Below are 18,459 nucleotides of genomic sequence, written 5' to 3' on the forward strand. Positions count from 1 at the left end.
TTTACATGTCACATGGCATAGTGAACGGGACGGAAGTTCCGCAGTTTCGGGAGAATCCGGGACACTTGACTACTGGAGGGCACATGAACGCACCGAAGGCACCTTGGCACGGAGTGCTGGTCGCCACTGCACTGCCGATGCACGACCGCGGTGGAAGGACCCTGGAGATCGACTTCGACGGTTTCGGCGAGCACATCGCATGGCTCGCGGAGAACGGTTGTAGCGGCGCCACGCCCAACGGCTCGCTGGGCGAATACCACAACCTCACACCGGAAGAGCGTGCCCGCGTCGTCACGACCGCGATCGAGGCGGCACCGAAGGGCTTCACGATCATGCCCGGTGTTGCTGCGTACGGTGCCGACGAAGCGCGCCGCTGGACCGAGCAAGCTGCCGAAGCAGGCGCTCCTGCGGTGATGCTGCTGCCGCCCAACGCATACCGTGCGGATCGCCGCGCAGTGGTCGAGCACTACCGGATCGTCGCGGAGGTCGGTGTACCGATCGTGGCATACAACAACCCGTTCGACACCAAGGTCGATCTGACCCCGGAGCTTCTCGCCGAGTTGCATGCCGAGGGCCTGATCTCCGGTGTGAAGGAGTTCTCCGGCGATGTCCGTCGCTACTACGAGATCACCGAATCCGCTCCCGAACTCGATGTATTGTGCGGAACTGACGACGTTGCACTCGAGTTCGCCGTCGCCGGTTCGCCGGGCTGGATCTCCGGTTATCCGAATGCTCTGCCCCGCACCAGTGTTCAGATTTGGGAAGAGGCTTCGGCAGGCAAGATCGAATCGGCACTCGAGCTGTACAAATCGTTGCACTCGCTGCTGCGTTGGGATTCCAAGACCGAGTTCGTACAGGCGATCAAGCTCAGTATGGACATCGTGGGTCGCTACGGCGGTCCGAGCCGCCCGCCGCGTGTTCCGCTCACCGCGGAGCAGGAGAAGCTGGTCCGTGCGGCGACTGAAAAAGCTGTCGCAGAGGGACTGGCCTGACCCATGCGTAGCAACCGGGTCTTTCATGCGGTCGACTCTCATACCGAGGGCATGCCGACTCGGGTCGTGACCGGTGGCGTCGGGACCATTCCCGGCGCCACCATGTTCGACCGTCGCCGGTATTTCATCGAGAACCTCGACCACATTCGAAAACTGTTGATGAACGAACCGCGGGGACATTCGGCCATGAGCGGGGCGATCTTGCAGCCACCGACTCGCCCCGACGCGGACTACGGCGTGCTCTACATCGAAGTCTCCGGGTGTCTTCCCATGTGCGGGCACGGCACCATGGGGGTTGCGACGGTACTCGTCGAGACCGGAATGGTCGAGGTCAACGAACCGGTGACCACCATTCGCCTCGACACACCGGCAGGCCTGGTCGTCGCCGATGTCGACGTCGCGGACGGAGTTGCTGGCAAGGTGACGTTGACGAACGTTCCGTCGTTCGCCCTCGGCCTCGATCGACGAGTCGACGTCGGGCAGTGGGGTTCGGTGCCCTACGACATTGCATACGGCGGAAATTTCTATGCCGTCGTCGAACTCGAGACATTGGGAATCGAATTCGATCGTGCCAACAAGGGCCGGATCATGGAGGCAGGCCTGGCAATCAGCGCCGCCATCAACGAACAGGACCTTCCCGTGCACCCGACCAACCCTGAAATCGCCGGGTGCCATCACGTGTACATGGCTGCGCCCGGGTCGACCGCGATGCATTCACGGCATGCGATGGTGATAGCGCCGGGAATGTTCGACCGGTCCCCGTGCGGAACCGGAACCAGCGCTCGCATGGCGCAATTGCACGCTCGTGGCGAACTCGACGTGAACTCGGACTTCCTCAACGAGTCCTTCATCGGCACTCGGTTCGTCGGCCGTCTCGTCGACCGAGGTGCCATCGGGGATATCACCACTGTCACGCCCACTATCACGGGGCGTGCATGGATCACCGGGACGGCGCAGTACCTGCTTGATCCAGAGGACCCGTTTCCTACCGGATTCGAACTCTGACTCTGGCCCGAGTGTGGTGGTGAGGCCGATGTAACCGGTCTCACCATTGCCGATTCGCGTTTCACGGCGGTGCATTCGTCGTGAGGGCCCGTGCGCCGTCAATCGACATCCCGACGAAAGGTCATCACGGTGACAACCGATTCTATCGATTTCCTGTCGGCACAAACCGTGTTCGACTCACTCACCCCTGCCGCCGCAGTGAATGCGATCGAGAATGCGCTGCGTGGAGATATCGAGCCTGCCAAGGACTTTCGGCGGCAAATCCTCGATGTCGATCATGGCCAACTCCTGCTCATGCCGTCACAGTCCGGATCGAGCGCCGGCGTGAAGGTTGCTACCGTCGCGCCCGGAAACCCCGCTCGTGGGCTGACCCTGATCCAGGCGGTCTACATCCTCTTCGACGCCGAGACTCTGACACCTCGAGCGCTGTTCGACGGTACTGCGCTCACCACACTCCGAACCCCTGCCGTATCCGTCGCTGCGGTCAAACCGGCGCTGTTGCGTTCCCGAACGCCGTTGCGGGTGGCAGTGTTCGGCGCCGGCCCCCAGGGAACCGGGCATGTCGACACCATCGCCGGAGTGGTCAGCGGAACCCGAACTATCGCATCTGTCACCTATGTCGTGCGGAATCTTCGGAGTGTCGAAGGACTTCCCGGTCACGATGCCCGCGTGGTGACGGCCGGCTCGTGCGAAGCTCAGGACGCCGTCCGGCGCGCGGACGTCATCGTGTGTGCCACCGGATCGGCGGTCCCGGTCTTCGACTCCGCGGACGCGAAATCGGATGTGATCGTGATCGCCGTCGGGTCGCACGATCGGGATCGGCGGGAAGTCGACACCGCGCTTTGCGCTCGCGCACAGGTGATCGTCGAGGATGTCGGCACGGCGCTGCGTGAGGGCGGTGACGTCGTCATGGCCATAGCCGAATCAGACTTGGTTGCCGCCGACTTGATACCGATGAAAGACGTTGTGCGCGGTGATCGACTTCTGCGAGCAGACCAGGCTGTGCTGTTCAAGAGTTCCGGTATGTCCTGGGAAGACGTCGTCGTTGCAGAAGCGGTTTCGGCCGTTGCCCATAGCTGAGCCCGTTCCCATCCGTTCTCCGGAGAATTCATGACCGCCAACCTCGCGCTCAGCGATCACGGCCACGTGACCGCCGTCGAACTGACCTACCGGACACCCGGCTCGTCGGCGCGTATCCGTACCACCTTTACTTCGGGAACGGATGCAAAGGTTGATGACCACGCATCTGGCGCGATTTGTCCTCGACGACAACCCAGACATGTTCTGGGAGAATCGCACTCCTGTTATCGAAGATCTGCATGTTGTGCTGGCTCGGGTGCCGCGGTTCGACTCTGGGATCACCCTCGACGGCGTCGCACAGCACGGCTCTCTCGCCGTTTTCGGCGACTACAGCATGCACCACCTCGTATTGCGTGATCGCACGGTCAGCCTGATCACCGATTACCCACGCCGTAGCGCTCTGACGTTGCGCTCCATGTGATCGGTACCGACCTCGATTGAAATACCGACCCCGACTGACTTCTTGGAAAGGACATCATGACCACCATCGCCGGCATCGATCCGCGAACCGGGGCTGCACTCGCGCCCGTTGCACACGTCACGACCACCGAGGAGGTGGCTCGACTCACTGCGGCCGCGGACGCCGCTGCCACCGATCTGCGCCGGCTTGGACGTCTCTTCCGAGCGGATCTGCTCGATGCACTCGCAGGCGCAGTGGAGGAGCGGCGCGATGACCTGATCCGCACCGCCTCCCAGGAGACCGGGTTCAACGACGCCAAGCTCGGCGGGGAACTGACTCGCACGGTCTTTCAGTTCCGGTTTTTCGCCGACGTGGTTCGCGATGGCGGTTACCTCGAGGCGACCGTCGACCCAGCGAGCGACACCCCGATGGGACCGCGCCCGGACCTGCGCCGCATGCTGGTGCCGATCGGGCCGGTGGCAGTATTCGGTGCCAGCAACTTTCCCTTTGCGTTCTCCGTACTCGGGGGCGACACGGCCTCGGCGATTGCCGCCGGGTCTCCGATAATCGTCAAGGCGCACAGTTCGCATCCTGCGACCTCGCAGCTCTCCTTCGAGATCCTGCGCGACGCCGCAGCTGCGGTGTGTTCCCCCGCTGGAACCTTCGGCATCGTTTTCGGTACCAGAGCCGGTGCCGACCTCGTAGCGGATGCGTCGATCAAAGCAGTCGGATTCACCGGCTCGCTGAACGGAGGAAAGGCGCTACTCGAGGTCATCGGTACCCGCAGCGAGCCAATTCCGTTTTACGGCGAGCTGAGCAGTATCAACCCGGTGATCGTCACTCCCGGCGCAGCTGCCGAGCGCGGTGCAGACATCGGGCGCGGTCTCATCGCGTCTATCACTACCGGATCGGGACAGTTGTGCACAAAGCCTGGACTGGTACTGGTGCCGGCCGGAGCGGACGGTGATCGGCTCGTCGAGGCAGCCCGCTCCGCAGTTGCGGGCGTCCCAGCGCAAACTCTGCTCAACGAGCGGATCTACACCACGTACTCCGAAGACACCGTCGCTGTCGGGCGGAGCCGGGAAATCCGGCAGGTCGGTACGGGCCGGCCTGCCGGGGAGGGGTTCAGTGTTGCGGCAAAGCTGTTCGAAACCACTGTAGAGGCTCTCGGCGATGGTGTGATCGACGAGATCTTCGGGCCCGTCACGGTTGTGGTGCGGTTCAGCGCCGACTCGACAACGACGAGTGTGACACGAGCGCTCGACACCCTGTCGCACTCGTTGACCGCGACGTTGCACACAGGACCCGAGGAATCGGATCTCACTCGGGAGTTGACCGCCGTCGTCGAACCCCGGGCGGGGCGGGTGATCTACAACGGATTCCCGACCGGCGTCGCAGTGTCCTGGGCGCAGACACATGGCGGGCCCTGGCCCTCGACCAATTCGATCCACACCTCGGTCGGGGCAACCGCTATCCGGCGTTTCCTGCGGCCGATCACTTTTCAGGACGCACCTGAATCTGTTCTCCCGGAAGAGCTGCGCGACAACTGCACTCAGATCCCGCGCCGGATCGACGGAGTACTGCGCGTCGCGGACTGAGCATTCGTCGTTCAACCGAAGAGCCAGGCCCTCATTGCGAAATACGAAGAGGGTCTGCTTTTCTCGGTCCGCCGCGGGCCGCATTCGGGGAGCCGCGATGTTGAGCGGACGATGCCGACGAGATGAAAATGGCGGACCCCGAAAATCGAGAGGTCGCGTCGGCCGTTTCCGGGGAATCTGCAGTTTCTCACGGTGAGAAATTTCTTCTCACCGAATAGTCTAGGCAATGTGACCTGTGACATTGTACTGTGAGGTACCGGTAAGGATACGTCTCCGACTCGTTTCCAATTGCGGCGCAACAGATGTGGACGCGTCGTTGTACAACGAGAGCACGGGTCAATCCGTAGAAGCCGTCGACATCACAGGTACAGCGCGACACACGAGTAGGAAACACCATGACTTCATCACACACCCCTCCCGATATTGCGTTCGGAGAGTTCGAGCAGTCCGACTCTCACCTGCAACGCAAGATCGGACTGTGGCAACTCATCGCGATTGCGGTCACAGTCCAGATCGGCGCCTCGTGGCTGCTCGCTCCTCTTGCCACGGCGGGGTTGGCAGGGCCGGCCGCGATTGTCACCTGGATATTCGGTGGAATCGTCTTCACAATCATGGCAATCCCATGGCTCGAGGCCTCGACCGCGCTGCCCCGTACCGGCATCAGTGTGCGCGGTCCCCAGTTCACCCACGGATCCCTGCTGAGTTGGATGAACGGGTGGGGCTACATGATCGCGTGTATCACGTTGCCGCCGATCGAAGCGCTGGCCGCACTGACCTATCTCGGTGGGCAATTTCCGAATCTGCACTTACTGCACGTCGTTGACGGGGTCACGATGTTGACCTGGCCGAACGGTATCGTCGGGGCGGCAGGGTTGATCGCGTTGTTCTTCGTCCTCAACGTTTTCGGGGTCAAGGTTCTCGCGAAGACCAGTGCTTGGCTGTCATTGTGGAAGATCGTCATCCCGATTGCGGTTGCGATCTTGTTGTTCACTGCATTCAAGTCGGAAAACGTCACGCAGTACGGTGGATTCGCACCTCTCGGTACCTCTGCGATCTTTCATGCAATGACTGCAGGCGGAGTTGTCTTCGCTTTCAACGCGATCCGAGTCATTGCCGATTTCGGCGGTGAATCCGAGAACCCGCGCAAGCACTTGCCGATCGCGATTGTCGTCGGGGGCCTGATCATCCCGCTAGTCATCTACCTGACGCTGCAAATTGGATTCCTCGGGGTGATGGACTGGTCCAGTCTGGGTCTGGCACCCGGAGACTGGGCAGGTCTGAGCGAAAGCAACTGGGCGGCTTCACCGCTGGTCGATGCGCTGGCAGTGGCGGGATTCGCCTGGTTTGGCACGATCTTGTTGATGGATGCTGTCGCCGCGCCTGCCGTCACCGGGTTGACCTTCGCCGGAATCTCGGGTCGTACCACCTACGCGAACTCCGTCAACGGCTCACTACCGACCATCTTTCAGCGGCTCAACCGCTTCGGAGTGCCGTGGGTGGCGATGACCTTGTGTGCCGTCGTCAGTCTGCTTTTTCTCTTTCCCGCTCCGAGTTGGTATCAGATGGTGGGACTGGTTTCCACTGCGCTCATCGTCAGCTACCTGATGGGTAGCCCCCTGGTCATGGTATTGCGGCGGACCGCACCTGAACTCACCCGTCCTATCCGGCTACCTGCAGCAGGATTCGTCTGCGGATTCGCGCATGCAGCATCGTTGCTGGTCATCTACTTCGCCGGTTGGTGGACGTTGACGAACCTACTCACCATTTTCTTTTTTGCGCTGCCGATCTCGGCTGCCTACATAGGTCCCCGACTTGGCTGGTTCGGTCATGCCGCCGGCTACACGATCGCGATCACCTTCACCGCTGTCTGGGTTGTACTCGCGTGGGCCGGGGGGTGGATTCTCACGGTGGGCACCACCAAACGGGCCGACAGTCTCGACGATTGGACCTTCATCGGGTTGTTCGTGGCCGTTGTGTTCGCAACACTGGCTGTTCTGTGGGTGGCAAGTAATGCCGACGGTCGGAAGCAGGTAGCGGCATCTGTCTGGTTGCCGGTATCGCTACTCGTTGCGATGGTTGCCTCCTACATTACCGACACGACCAACGGTCACGAGAAGGTCTTCGGCGACCTTTGGACGGCGTTGATGGTCTTCGCTGCCGGATTGGCCAGCGCAGTCTGGGCAACTCGCAGCGGATTCGCGACTGAAGAAATTCTCGACGTATTGAGGTCGGAAGAAGCGTTGGCACGTTCTCGCGACGAGCGCAGCGAGAATGCAGAGTCGCGCCGCGATCACCAGGTGTGACCGGTGGTAGCAGTCGAGGCAGGGCCGCGCTCACTCTACATGTCCGTTCTCATGACACCCGACATGAGTAACTTCTCCGGAAATGTCCACGGCGGAGCACTTCTCAAGCTACTCGACCAGGTAGCCTATGCCTGCGCGAGCAAATATGCGCGGTCCTACGTAGTCACGATCTCGGTCGACCGCGTCGTCTTCCGCGAACCCATTCATGTCGGCGAACTGGTCACGTTTTCGGCGTCCGTGAACTACACCGGTCGAACCTCGATGGAGATCGGTATTCGAGTCGACACCGAGGACATCGGCACCGGGCATAGCCGCCACACCAACAGTTCGTACTTCACCATGGTCGCCGTCGACGAGGACGGTCGCCCCAGTGCCGTCCCGCCGATAGCTCTGGAAGGCGACGTCGCGCATCTGCGTTACGAGGCGGCCCGGCGTCGGCGTCGTGCCTTTCGGAACCTCGCAGCACGCCAATAGTTGGCAGCGGAGATCCAAGCGATGTGACATGTCGATCGAGGATCGATGCCATGTAACATGGTATCGCCCTGCTACCATCGACATGCAAGTCGAGCAGGACAGGCCCGGGATTTGGTCTGTGTTGTTCCGTCCGCTGGTTGAACGATGCAGGAGGAATCCGATGTCCGCGAGTGGCCACGTGGCTCCCGTACTGGCGGCATTCCTTCCGCGACGGAATATGCGTGAGGAAATCATCGAAACCCTGCGCGGTGCAGTAATTTCCGGTGCGCTACGCCCAAACGAGGTATATTCCGCCCCGGTACTCGCCGAACAATTCGGAGTGTCCGCGACCCCGGTGCGGGAGGCGATGATCGATCTCGCAAAAGAAGGCTTGGTCGAGGCCGTTCGAAACAAGGGCTTCCGCGTCAAAGAGCCGTCCGAGGAAGAGTTGGACAACCTCACCGCGTTGCGTCTGCTGATCGAGGTTCCCACTGTTCGCCGGATCGCCGAACTAGGCGTTGCGGTCGCCGACATCGAGGCCCTGCGCCCACTTGCCTTGGGTATCGAGAAGGCGGCAGTCGAGCACGACCTGCTCGCGCACGTCACCATCGACATGGAATTCCATTCCGGGTTGCTGGCTCTCGGGGGTAACGCTCAACTTGTCGACACGGTTCGATCACTTCGCGCTCGATCGCGTATCTACGGACTCAAGACCCTCGCAGAGCGCGGCGAACTCATCCCGTCGTCACACGAGCATGCAGAGATCCTCGATCTCGTCGAGGCAGGCGACGCGATGGGTGCGGAAGCCCTCATGCGTCGACACATCGGTCATGTTCGAGGAATCTGGGCAGATCGAGGCTCGGACCCTATCTGACTTCGATCCCGGGGTCGAAGTCAGTGGCCGAACAGTCTGTATTGCCGACGGGTGTAGTCGATCTCGCACTTTGTTGCTGCACGGAAAGGTTATGTGATTAAACAGATTCCGTGAAATTAAGTGGGTCATCTAAGGTTAACCCGCCGCGCCGGCTGCTTCCTGAAGGCCGTCGGTATCAGGTTGGCCGACTGAAATCACCGGTAGACATGTGCGGTGCACGACAACCACGAAGTGTGGTTGTACCAATGTATTACTCGAGGCTTTGCACCCGGGTTTCAGTTTGCTTCGCCCCAAGCCGCGTCGAGCATTGCCGAGAGATCGACGATCTTGGTCCGTGGCCTCCCGCTCTCGTCGCCGAGAAGCCGCTCCTGTTTGTCGATGCGCTGCCAGCCGCGGAAGTCGATCGCGTCCGGCTGCCGCCGACCGATCAGTTCCGCGAAATGTTCCGGGTCGCTGCTCGGTTGCGTGAGTACGCCACTCGTGAAATCTGAGAACAGGAGGTCTACTGTGGCCGCCGAGCAATGTTTGTTGGTGCCGATGACACCTGTGGGCCCGCGTTTGATCCAGCCTGCAACGTAGACACCGGGGATCGGGGAGCCGATTTCCGGATCAACTACCCGGCCGTTCTCATTGACCACGACGCCACTACGTTCGTCGAACGGCAGGTCCGGCACCGGCAGACCTTTGTAGCCGATCGAACGGAGTACCAGGCCGGTGTCGAGTGTCTCTGTGTGATCGCTTGGTCGGGCTGACAGCGTGCCTGCCTCGTCGGCAACGAGTTCGTTGCGCACCAGTCGGATGCCTTCGACGTGGTCGATTCCGAGAATCTGTTCGGGCGACGCGAGGTAACGCAGCACGATTCGTTTGCGGCCGTTGGTGGCCGTGCGCTTGGCGAACTCCTCGACCTGGCGAACCTTGAGTTTCTCGGAGTGCTCCGAGTCCGGACCGTCGATCCACCGGCGGCTGACCGAATCGAGAACGACTTCGTCAGGATCCACCACGATATCCACGTCAGCCATCTGCCCAAGTGCGATCAACTCGGGGTTTGTGTATGCCGCCTGCGCCGGGCCGCGACGTCCGACGAGGACGACCTCGCGTACGTTGCTGTGCCGCAGCGCTTCGAGAGCATGTTCGGCGATATCGGTCGTCGCAAGCTCGTTCGGGTCGGTGACGAGGATCCGCGCTACATCGAGCGCGACGTTGCCGTTTCCGATGATCACCGCGCGCACACCGGACAGGTCGAATGTGCGGCTCGCGTAGTCCGGGTGACCATTGTACCAGGCGACGAACTCGGTCGCAGCGTGTGATCCGGCCAAGTCTTCACCGGGTACTTCGAGACGGCGGTCACTGGCTGCACCGACCGCATATATGACGGCATGGTGATGTTGCAGCAGTTCTTCGTGGGTGACGTGGTTGCCAACCTCAACGTTGAAGTGACACTGAACCGACCGCTTGTTAAGCACTGAACGAAACACGTCGATGACACCCTTCGTACCGGGGTGGTCGGGTGCGACGCCCGCACGGACCAGTCCGTACGGTGTGGGAAGACGGTCGAACATGTCGATCTCGACGCGCGGGCGTGCGCTGAGCTCGATCGCGGCGTAACACGCTGCCGGACCGGAGCCGACGATAGCCACCCTCAGCGTGCCTAGGTCGGCGCTGGGGGGGCGTGGCTGGTCTGGTTGAGGCAAGGCCGGGCCGATCGGATGCTTCTCGAAGTAGTCGGCATTGATCTCGGAATAGATCGCTTGGGCCTCACTGAGTTCGAAGTCGGCGAAGATCGCGTCGACCGGGCACTCGTCCACGCACGCACTACAGTCGATGCACGTCTGTGGATCGATGTAGAGCATCTCCGTCGTCGCGAATTCAGGCTCGTCCGGCGTCGGACGAATACAGTTGACAGGACACACGTCCGCGCATGAAGCATCATTGCAGCACGCCTGCGTAATCACATAAGCCACAGTTCTTTCCTAACTTGCGAGTACCCTATCGAGACCGCAGTTCTCGGATGGACCACAATGTTGCGATTGGGGCGCGAATCATTGCGCCAGAAGATGATCAGAGCAACAAAGCTGCTTCGCCTCGAAGCCTACACAATACCCGGTTGGAAGAACGTAGATCGGTGAAGATCCCACAGGCTCCAAGGGTCGGCCTGTAGTCGAAACCGACCGACCCGAGATGATTGGTAGGTTCCGTCGGCGCGCAAAGGATTCCGGACTTCGTGTGGTAGATATGCCACCGTGTGTTGCTCGACCACCGACGTATCCCGCAGCTCTCGTGCTGTACCGGTCGGGTCAACCGTTTCCAGGCGTGAAGCCCGATCCATGGCCGCCCAGGGGTGTTTTTCTGGGGTCTTCGTGATCGAAAACTTCTGCACACCAAATTGTTTGACAATTTCCTGATCACTTGCCGCTAGGTGCCTTGCTTGGCAGCCGGCAGACGGAGATCAGGATTAAACCCGCGCCGACACCGATTGCCCCGGATAGCAGACCGATTCCAATACCGGCGACATCGAGGCCGAATACTGCATCGAGTGACCAGTCACCGGGGCCGCTGAAGGCGAGGGCCAGTGCGGTGACGCCTACCACGGCGGTGTACTCCCATCCGCCCTTGAAGACGAAGAACCCCTTTCCTCGGTGGTCGGTCAGCGCAGCTACGGTCATCAAAGCGACGAATGCCATTGCTGCGACACTGGTGAAGAGGCCGGCAGCGAGGAGTGCCCCGGCTTCCAATCTCGGTAAACGCTGCAAGTCGTGCATGCATCCAAGCAGGTTGGAGGCCTAGTGTCTCGAACCATTTTGTCGTGCCGGTGAACCCGCCGGGGCCTATGGCTTTGTTGAGGCCATGGGCGATGAGCGTCGCGCCGAGTGTGAAGCGTATGAGAGCAAGTGCGAGGTCGATGTCCATCGGAGTCCTTTCGACTGATGGTTGGGACGACAACTGCGATATCGCTAAGGTTGTCTCCGGACTCATTAAGGTTGTCCGTGAAAGTGGTTTTCGAGTCAAGCGGCAGTGCCTATCTGGCGCTCGCCAGACGGTTGGTTGGCGGTGTAGTCGTAAATGCGATGCACGAGCCTGCAAGGGGTTGAGATGTGGATTGACGGTGGTGCGAGCTCGAAGAACTCTGAGTCGGCCGAGGTTGCCTCTGCCTTGGCCGGGTCCATGGTCCGGCTGCGCGCGCGTCTGCGGCGTGAGTCCGCCGATCTGGCTGGTGGATGGTCGTGGACGCAGCTGCTGACGCTGACCAGGATCATCGAGGAGGGCAGCAGCACCGTGACCGAACTGGCTGCGGCTGAACACGTCCGCCCGCAGTCGATGACCGACACCGTGCGGGTGTTGACCAAGGCAGGTTTGGTGGAATCGGCCCAGGATGTCAACGATCGCAGGCGAATGCAGATCACACCGACTGCACATGGTCGTAAAGTGGCACGGGATCTGAGGACCGTACGCGAGAGCTGGCTGGCGCAGGCGATCGCTGTCTCTGCAGATCCGGCGCAGATCCGTCTGCTAGGTGAGGCTGCCGAGTTGATCAACAAGTTGGCCGACGAAAGCCAACTGAGGGTTGCGCGACAGGGATGAGTGTCCAGCCGTCTACGGGAGTCAGACGATGGTCTCACCGTTTTCACGCTGGTGCTCCTCGAGCATGTCCAACAACTTGCGGCGGTTCAGAACGAGCTCGCTGAAGTGCAGTTCGGCGATCGAGGACATGTCACCTTCGAGCTTCCACTGCGACCACCAGGTCGAGAGATCGGGGGCGGGGGCGCGCACACAGGCAATCACAGTGGTGTCAAACAATCCGGTGATATCTCCCCGGTGTACGACTAACAGGAAGTCGGACTCGGGGAATTCCACCAAAACCTTAGTCCCGGAGTGGGAGACGTGAACCGGGCCGATGCCTGCCTCGGTAAACGCTTCCGACAACTTGGAGGTGAGGCGGGCGATCAAGCCGGCGGGGACCTCTTCCGAGGTGACGTCCTGACGCCACGCGGGGACCGAAGACCGGCAGGGTGAGGCCTGGCCTGTTGAGCCGGTGGCAGTCGCTCGGGTTTGGGCGGTGAGCCTGCTCATTAGTATCTCCTTTCGGTGCGTACGAGCTCCGAGGGTCGCGCCGTGCGGCATCTATGCCTGTCACAGCGTGCGGTCGCCCGGTTCGGTTCTGCGAAGCCTCGAGGTTCGAGATCTTCAGGATGCCTGAGTATTACAGGAGCCACGCAAATGTTCAACGTTCATGTTGTATGGAGTGCGAGTCGAGTGGGCTTCGGGGACTGATTCGCGCGCGGCGTCGAGTGACCGGGGCGGGCTATCTCAGTGGGAGGCTCTCTGCACTGGGGACGGCACATTTCGTGGGCTGAATACTTTGCGTGGCTCGGTTCGACCGTGAGAATATAATCAACGTTATCGTTGACGAAGATGACGACGTGAGTTAGCCTGGCCGCAGGTGGCGGCCCTGGGTCGTCCCCGCCGAACGTTTCAGGTGGTCCGTCGCTTGTTTGGGAGTTGGTTGCTGTGAGTCGTGTTCCGGTGATTTCGTCTGATGGTCATGTGGCTGCTCGGATGGCTGATTATCGTCCGTATTTGGATGTTGAGTTTCGTGCGGATTTTGACGAGTTCTTGGTGCAGTACGAGAAGTATGGTGTGGTGACCGTTGATGCCGAGAATGTGAATGCTCGGTTGGATCCGGAGGCGGCGGCTGAGTGGTTGGAGAAGGTTGCCGAGCCTGGTCGTTTGGATTCGATGTGGGATCCGGAGCGGCGGATTGTGGAGTTGGATCGTGAGGGGATTTCGGCGGAGGTGTTGTTTCAGGAGTTCGCGACGCCGTTCATGATGAGTTCGCCGACGCGGGCGATGGCGATGGGGTTGGCTCCGGCGAGTGTGGAGCAGTTGTCTGCGGGTTTTCGGGCGTATAACCGGTGGTTGGCTGATTTTCGTTCGGTGGCTCCGGAGCGGTGGATTGGTATGGCTGCGGTGAGTTTTCATGATTTGGGTGCTGCGGTGGAGGAGATTCGGGCTGCGGCGCGGTTGGGTTGTGGTGGGGTGGCGATTCCGGCGGTGGAGGATACGGCTCGGATTTATCAGGCTGAGTACGATCCGGTGTGGGCGGTGATGGAGGAGTTGGGTCTGGTCGCGAATTTTCATGTGGCGATTGCGAATAGTATTCCGACGTATGTGGGTGCGCCGACGGCGACGTCTGGTCGTGCGTTGGTTGGTTCTGATGTGTTCACGGGGATTCGTGGTTTGTTGCCGTCGTTGATTTTTGGTGGGGTGTTGGAGCGTTTTCCTGGTTTGAAGGTGGTGTTCACGGAGACGCATTCGGATTGGGTGTTGGGTGCGTTGGCGCGGATGGATCATTCGTGGACGAATTCTGAGTTGAAGCGGGATATTCGGGATGTGGTGAAGATGCGTCCGAGTGAGTATTGGGCGCGTCAGGGGTTTTTGGGTTCGTCGATTTTTTCTCGTGCGGAGATTGGTGCGCGTGGGGAGATTGGTGTGGACAAGATGATGATTGGTATTGATTTTCCGCATAGTGAGGGTGCGTGGCGTCATGGGACGTTGCGTTATTTGCAGGCGACGTTTGGTGCTGAGGGTGTGGCGCCTGCGGAGGCTGAGCGGATGTTGTATGGGAATGCTGCGCAGTTGTACGGGTTTGATGTGGCGGCGTTGGGGCCGGTGGTGGAGCGGTCGGGGTTGGATTTGGATGAGGTGTTGACGGCGCCGGAGGTTGAGCCGCAGTTCCGTGGTGATTTGCATCGTCCCCTCATCCACGGCTGACCGATTCCGTTCTTGCAGAGAGGTATACATCAATGGAGATTATCGAGACTGACAAGCTCACCTGGGATCTCATCGTACCGAACACCCGCGGTGGAGACATCTATCGGAAGGTCATTCGCGCGGCGGAGCAGACTGACGGCGTCGCCTACGACGTGCGGATCGAGCTGTTCTCCGAAGGAGACCGCGCCTATACCTCGATCCGGCACCGCCACGACTTCGAGCAGCTCCGCTTCGCGGTCCGCGGATCTATGGACCTCGGGTTCACCGTGTTGAACGAAGGCGACGTAGGGTACTTCCCGGCGAACGCCTATTACGGTCCGCAGAAGTGCGCCGATGCGATCATCCTTATCGCCCAGTGGGGTGACAACTTCGTCACCAAAGAAGCAAACGACAAGGCCGTCGCAGAACTTGAGGCGGCCGGCGAGTTCAAGGACGGCATCTACCACGGCGTAGACACTGCCGGAACGCCGTACAACAAGGACCCACTGAACGCGATCTGGGAGCAGGTCTTCAAACGTCCCTACGTGCCCCAGACTTCACGCTATCGGCAGCCGGTCGTGATGACCCCGTCGGCGTTCGGTGTTACCGACGAACTGGACTCCATCCATCAGCGACGTCTGGGCTGCTTCACCGAGAACGACACCGAGGCAGAGCTTCTGACCTGGTCGGCCGACGGCGTTCTTTCGCTCCAGCCGGACCGACGTCCGACACTACTGTTCACCACCAAGGGTTCGTACTCGCGGGGTGAAGAGACCTTCGGTCCGCTCACCGGTGTTTGGATCGCACCCGGTGAGGAGCTCGAACTGGCAGGTGTCGAAGGCGGCGAGCTACTGCTGGTGCGTTTCCCGTCCCCCGACGCCAAGATCACGTTGGGGTGATGACATGAGCATCAAGTTCGGAGCGACTTATCCGACCCAGGACCTCGGCACCGATCCTGCGGTGCTGCGGGACTGGGCGAACGGACTAGAGTCGATCGACTATGACGAGCTCTTCATCCCCGAGCACGTTGTCGGAATCAACGCTGATCAGCGTCCTGACTGGAAGCCACTGAATCCCACGACCATGAAGAAGGGAAGGCCGATCTACGAGCACACCAATCCGTTTTTCGAGCCGTTCGTGGTGATGGGATTCCTGGCGGCCGCCACCAGTCGGATCATGCTGACCAGTGGTGTCCTGGTGGCACCGCAGCGACCGACCGCGCTCATCGCGAAGCAAGCGGCAATTGCCGACGTTCTCAGTGGTGGACGTATCCGGCTGGGCGTAGGTGTCGGCTGGAACGATGCGGAGTACGCCGTCCTGGGTGCCGATTACAAGACTCGTGGACGCCGATTCGATGAGCAGATCGAGGTTTTACGCCGACTTTGGACCGAGGAATCGGTGTTCTTCACCGGCGAATTCGATCACCTCAAGGCGGTCGGACTTTGCCCGATGCCGGTGCAGCGGCCGATTCCGTTGATCATTGGAGGCGACTCCGTTCCTGCTCTCGAGCGTGCGGCGACTCACGGCGACGGCTGGTTCCTGACGCAGAGCGCCCAGAACTCGATGGATCGATGTGCCCGCTTTTGGGAGAGGGTCGACGAGCTCGGCAGGCGCGATCAGATGACCCTGATTGGGACCGTGCAGCAAGGAAATCGGAGCGGCGAGGAGTTGGTATCGGATATCGCCGCATGGCGTGACCAGGGCGCAACGCATCTTAATATTCGGACTGCGGCGGTGCCGGTTCCTGGTTCTTCGGAGCGGCCCAAGCGTAAGACCGACGTCAATGAGCATCTGAGTGCTTTGGAAGCAACCAGGGAGGCATTCCTCGCGGGTTCGAAGGACTAACTGCGGGGAACTCACCGGCTGACAGGTATCCCGAAAACGGCGTTCGAAAGAACATGTACCGAGACACTTCCGGGAGCCGCCTCTATTGCTTCTGTTGCGCGGTGAATTAGAACGCTGCTGCCGGTGAGATCGGTTGTGCCTAAATCATACTGGTTGTTCTTCAGCAGCAGGGCGGTGCCATGGTTGGAATGCTCTACTCGCGGGATCAAGGCAATGATTCCATAGCTGACACTACATCCATCGATTCGCAGATGGAGTAGCGTCATGCAGTCATTCTCAATACTTGCCCTCGCTGTCGAATTCGTACTACCGAAATGCGGCCGCACCCTCTGCTTAGGCATGAAGGGCTACCGTTCGCCGTGGTTTGCCGATTCAATTTTGCAATCGTAGTGAAGGCGAGTGGTGATAGCGCGGCAGCGATATCGCCATCACTCGATGGCCGCAAAATCTGCGTGACCAGTGATCCCCGGTATCTCACGATGGACTGCGGATTACCATCGTGGCTGAATCGACGCACCGAGCGTCGCTGCTGATTCCGAGCAGGTTTGACCGGGGGTGGTCCCTCGGCGAACCGCAGTGCGTCACGAACATTCGGCCATCACGGTAGGCTCACGCGGACCGGCCCCAGCGTCTAAGGTGAGTTATTCTCCGAATTTTTTGCAACAGTTATGTTGATGAAATTGCCATACGCGGCGTGCGCGCATACATGAGTTTGTAGGTCGTGCGATTTGGAACGTGGTGCGAAATAGTCAACATTAGCGTTGACAGTATGAGATGACGAGGCTACGGTGAGTATTGGGTATGGAGGGTGGGAGCGGTTTGCTTCCTACCGTATTCCGCTGTGACAGCGACCGTGACTCACGAATGAGGTTGATCGACATGACGAACCAGGCGACGGAGCTTCCCGCGGGTCACCCGCCGATCGGTTTCGACCGCGACTCGGGTGTCGATCTGAGTAGCTACCGAGACGTCGAGGAGATGCTCCGGAGTCGCTCCTTCGGCATGGAAGGCTCCTATGAGGACTCCCTGGAGTTCGTCGAGGGATCGCTGATCGCAATCGACGGCCGTGCCCATCTCAACCGGCGCAAGGCGATGGCGCGGATGCTCAGTCCGAAGATGCCTTGGGGGGCAGAGGGAACGGCGTTCGACGAGATCTTCGGATACTACTTGCGACTGGAGAAAGAAAAGGCGTTGCCGGGCGCCACCGAGATTCGGTTCAATCTCTTCGACTTCTCCTCACGAGTTTACTGGCGACTGATGGCCCAGATGATCGGAATCGACCAGATCGAGACCGAGGAGGAGATCGAGCGATTCCGTGCGGTCTCCGGTCACCTGGTCGGCGGAATCGTTCTCGACTACGTTCCGCCCGCACAGCGCGACCAAGCCCGGGACCGGGCGCGTGAGGCGATGGCTCAGATCCGTGAAGAAGCCTACCTGCCAAGTTTTCGGCGTCGACTCGAACTGGTGCGTGAGGCCGGTGACGACGCCGCCAAGAAGACTGCGCTGCCGGGAGACCTGATCACCAGCATGATCGCGGTCCAGGACGACCTGGACGACATCGACGACTCGGTGATCTTTCGCGAGATGACCGAACTCCTGGCTGCCGCAGTCAACAACCCGGTGATTTTTTCTGTCTACGGACTCGACGACGTTCTGCCGTGGCTCGAGACACATCCAGAGGACCGGGAGAAGATCCGGGACCGAGCGTTCCTGAACAAGTGCATGTCCGAGACGCTTCGGCTGCACCGGGTGACGCGCCCGTACTTGGTTCGGAAGGCGAAGGAGGATGCCTCGCTAGGCAATGGGCAACAGTTTCGTGCCGGCCAGTGGGTGAAGGCGTGGGTCGGCAGGGCAGACCGTGACGAGCTTGTCTTCGGTGATGCCGTCGACGAGTACAACCCTCGCCGTCAACCGCTCGTCGACAAGGTCACCGGTTTCGGGATGGCCTTCGGTGGTGGCCCGCACATGTGCCTCGGCCGCCCGATCCTGATCTGGGAGCAGGGCGAGAACGACGCTCAAGGTCTTTTGGCCAAGATGCTGCGACTGCAACTCGAGCACGGCATACGACCTGATCCCGATGTAGTGCAGCAAGTTGAGACAACCATGGAGGGCGGCGTGCGCTACGTCCGTTACGACGTCGTGATGCCGCTCTAGGAGGACT

General features: G+C 60.5%; 17 protein-coding genes and 1 pseudogene. 13 read left to right on the top strand and 5 right to left on the bottom strand.

Going from position 1 to position 18,459, the window contains the following annotated elements; translation table 11 throughout:
- Positions 1–83 precede the first annotated feature (83 nt).
- From ABH922_RS27235 to ABH922_RS27270, 8 genes are all read left to right on the top strand, one after another.
- The gene (locus ABH922_RS27235; protein WP_424810147.1) at positions 84–992 is read left to right on the top strand and encodes a dihydrodipicolinate synthase family protein; all 909 of its coding nucleotides are present in this window, start codon (positions 84–86) and stop codon (positions 990–992) included.
- Between the two features lie 3 nt (positions 993–995).
- A complete protein-coding gene (locus ABH922_RS27240) occupies positions 996–1,997 on the top strand; it encodes a proline racemase family protein (protein WP_424810148.1) in 1,002 nt (333 codons plus the stop codon).
- 129 nt (positions 1,998–2,126) lie between these two features.
- Positions 2,127–3,077 (top strand): ornithine cyclodeaminase family protein, encoded by a 951-nt coding sequence (locus ABH922_RS27245; protein ID WP_424810149.1) that lies wholly within the window; start codon positions 2,127–2,129, stop codon positions 3,075–3,077.
- Positions 3,078–3,231: 154 nt separating this feature from the next.
- Positions 3,232–3,498, top strand: coding sequence for a hypothetical protein (locus ABH922_RS27250; RefSeq protein ID WP_424810150.1), 267 nt, complete (start codon positions 3,232–3,234; stop codon positions 3,496–3,498).
- Between the two features lie 56 nt (positions 3,499–3,554).
- Positions 3,555–5,075 carry an aldehyde dehydrogenase (NADP(+)) gene (locus ABH922_RS27255; protein ID WP_424810151.1) on the top strand — a complete coding sequence of 507 codons (1,521 nt, stop codon included), beginning with the start codon at positions 3,555–3,557 and terminating at the stop codon, positions 5,073–5,075.
- A gap of 395 nt (positions 5,076–5,470) precedes the next feature.
- Positions 5,471–7,378 carry an APC family permease gene (locus ABH922_RS27260; RefSeq protein ID WP_424810152.1) on the top strand — a complete coding sequence of 636 codons (1,908 nt, stop codon included), beginning with the start codon at positions 5,471–5,473 and terminating at the stop codon, positions 7,376–7,378.
- A 39-nt stretch (positions 7,379–7,417) separates the two neighbouring features.
- Positions 7,418–7,852, top strand: a complete 435-nt coding sequence (locus tag ABH922_RS27265; RefSeq protein ID WP_424810330.1) for an acyl-CoA thioesterase — start codon at positions 7,418–7,420, stop codon at positions 7,850–7,852.
- A gap of 160 nt (positions 7,853–8,012) precedes the next feature.
- Positions 8,013–8,705 (top strand): GntR family transcriptional regulator, encoded by a 693-nt coding sequence (locus ABH922_RS27270; RefSeq protein ID WP_424810153.1) that lies wholly within the window; start codon positions 8,013–8,015, stop codon positions 8,703–8,705.
- A 275-nt stretch (positions 8,706–8,980) separates the two neighbouring features.
- On the opposite strand, the gene ABH922_RS27275 is transcribed toward ABH922_RS27270, so the two are convergent.
- The 3 genes and pseudogenes from ABH922_RS27275 to ABH922_RS27285 form a co-directional block, all read right to left on the bottom strand.
- Positions 8,981–10,666, bottom strand: a complete 1,686-nt coding sequence (locus ABH922_RS27275) for an FAD-dependent oxidoreductase (protein WP_424810154.1) — start codon at positions 10,664–10,666, stop codon at positions 8,981–8,983.
- 441 nt (positions 10,667–11,107) lie between these two features.
- The gene (locus ABH922_RS27280; protein ID WP_424810340.1) at positions 11,108–11,464 is read right to left on the bottom strand and encodes a DoxX family protein; all 357 of its coding nucleotides are present in this window, start codon (positions 11,462–11,464) and stop codon (positions 11,108–11,110) included.
- 28 nt (positions 11,465–11,492) lie between these two features.
- Positions 11,493–11,678: pseudogene (locus ABH922_RS27285) on the bottom strand (hypothetical protein); the annotation flags it as partial.
- Between the two features lie 117 nt (positions 11,679–11,795).
- On the opposite strand from ABH922_RS27285, the gene ABH922_RS27290 reads away from it, so the two are divergent.
- Positions 11,796–12,284, top strand: a complete 489-nt coding sequence (locus ABH922_RS27290; RefSeq protein ID WP_424810155.1) for a MarR family transcriptional regulator — start codon at positions 11,796–11,798, stop codon at positions 12,282–12,284.
- A gap of 21 nt (positions 12,285–12,305) precedes the next feature.
- On the opposite strand, the gene ABH922_RS27295 is transcribed toward ABH922_RS27290, so the two are convergent.
- On the bottom strand, positions 12,306–12,773 hold the full coding sequence (locus ABH922_RS27295) for a hypothetical protein (protein ID WP_424810156.1): 468 nt from the start codon (positions 12,771–12,773) through the stop codon (positions 12,306–12,308).
- Positions 12,774–13,211: 438 nt separating this feature from the next.
- On the opposite strand from ABH922_RS27295, the gene ABH922_RS27300 reads away from it, so the two are divergent.
- The 3 genes from ABH922_RS27300 to ABH922_RS27310 are packed head-to-tail and all read left to right on the top strand — an operon-like array spanning position 13,212 to position 16,298.
- Complete coding sequence (locus ABH922_RS27300; RefSeq protein ID WP_424810157.1) at positions 13,212–14,474, top strand: amidohydrolase family protein; 1,263 nt, start codon at positions 13,212–13,214, stop codon at positions 14,472–14,474.
- Between the two features lie 32 nt (positions 14,475–14,506).
- Positions 14,507–15,352 (top strand): hypothetical protein, encoded by an 846-nt coding sequence (locus tag ABH922_RS27305; protein ID WP_424810159.1) that lies wholly within the window; start codon positions 14,507–14,509, stop codon positions 15,350–15,352.
- Positions 15,353–15,356: 4 nt separating this feature from the next.
- A complete protein-coding gene (locus ABH922_RS27310; protein ID WP_424810160.1) occupies positions 15,357–16,298 on the top strand; it encodes an LLM class F420-dependent oxidoreductase in 942 nt (313 codons plus the stop codon).
- An 11-nt stretch (positions 16,299–16,309) separates the two neighbouring features.
- Here the strand turns inward: ABH922_RS27310 and ABH922_RS27315 are convergent, their stop codons facing one another.
- The gene (locus tag ABH922_RS27315) at positions 16,310–16,564 is read right to left on the bottom strand and encodes a hypothetical protein (RefSeq protein ID WP_424810161.1); all 255 of its coding nucleotides are present in this window, start codon (positions 16,562–16,564) and stop codon (positions 16,310–16,312) included.
- A gap of 613 nt (positions 16,565–17,177) precedes the next feature.
- On the opposite strand from ABH922_RS27315, the gene ABH922_RS27320 reads away from it, so the two are divergent.
- Positions 17,178–18,452, top strand: coding sequence for a cytochrome P450 (locus ABH922_RS27320; RefSeq protein ID WP_424810162.1), 1,275 nt, complete (start codon positions 17,178–17,180; stop codon positions 18,450–18,452).
- Positions 18,453–18,459: the final 7 nt, after the last annotated feature.

Source organism: Rhodococcus sp. 27YEA15 (genome assembly GCF_049739425.1).
Classification (GTDB): domain Bacteria; phylum Actinomycetota; class Actinomycetes; order Mycobacteriales; family Mycobacteriaceae; genus Rhodococcus_F.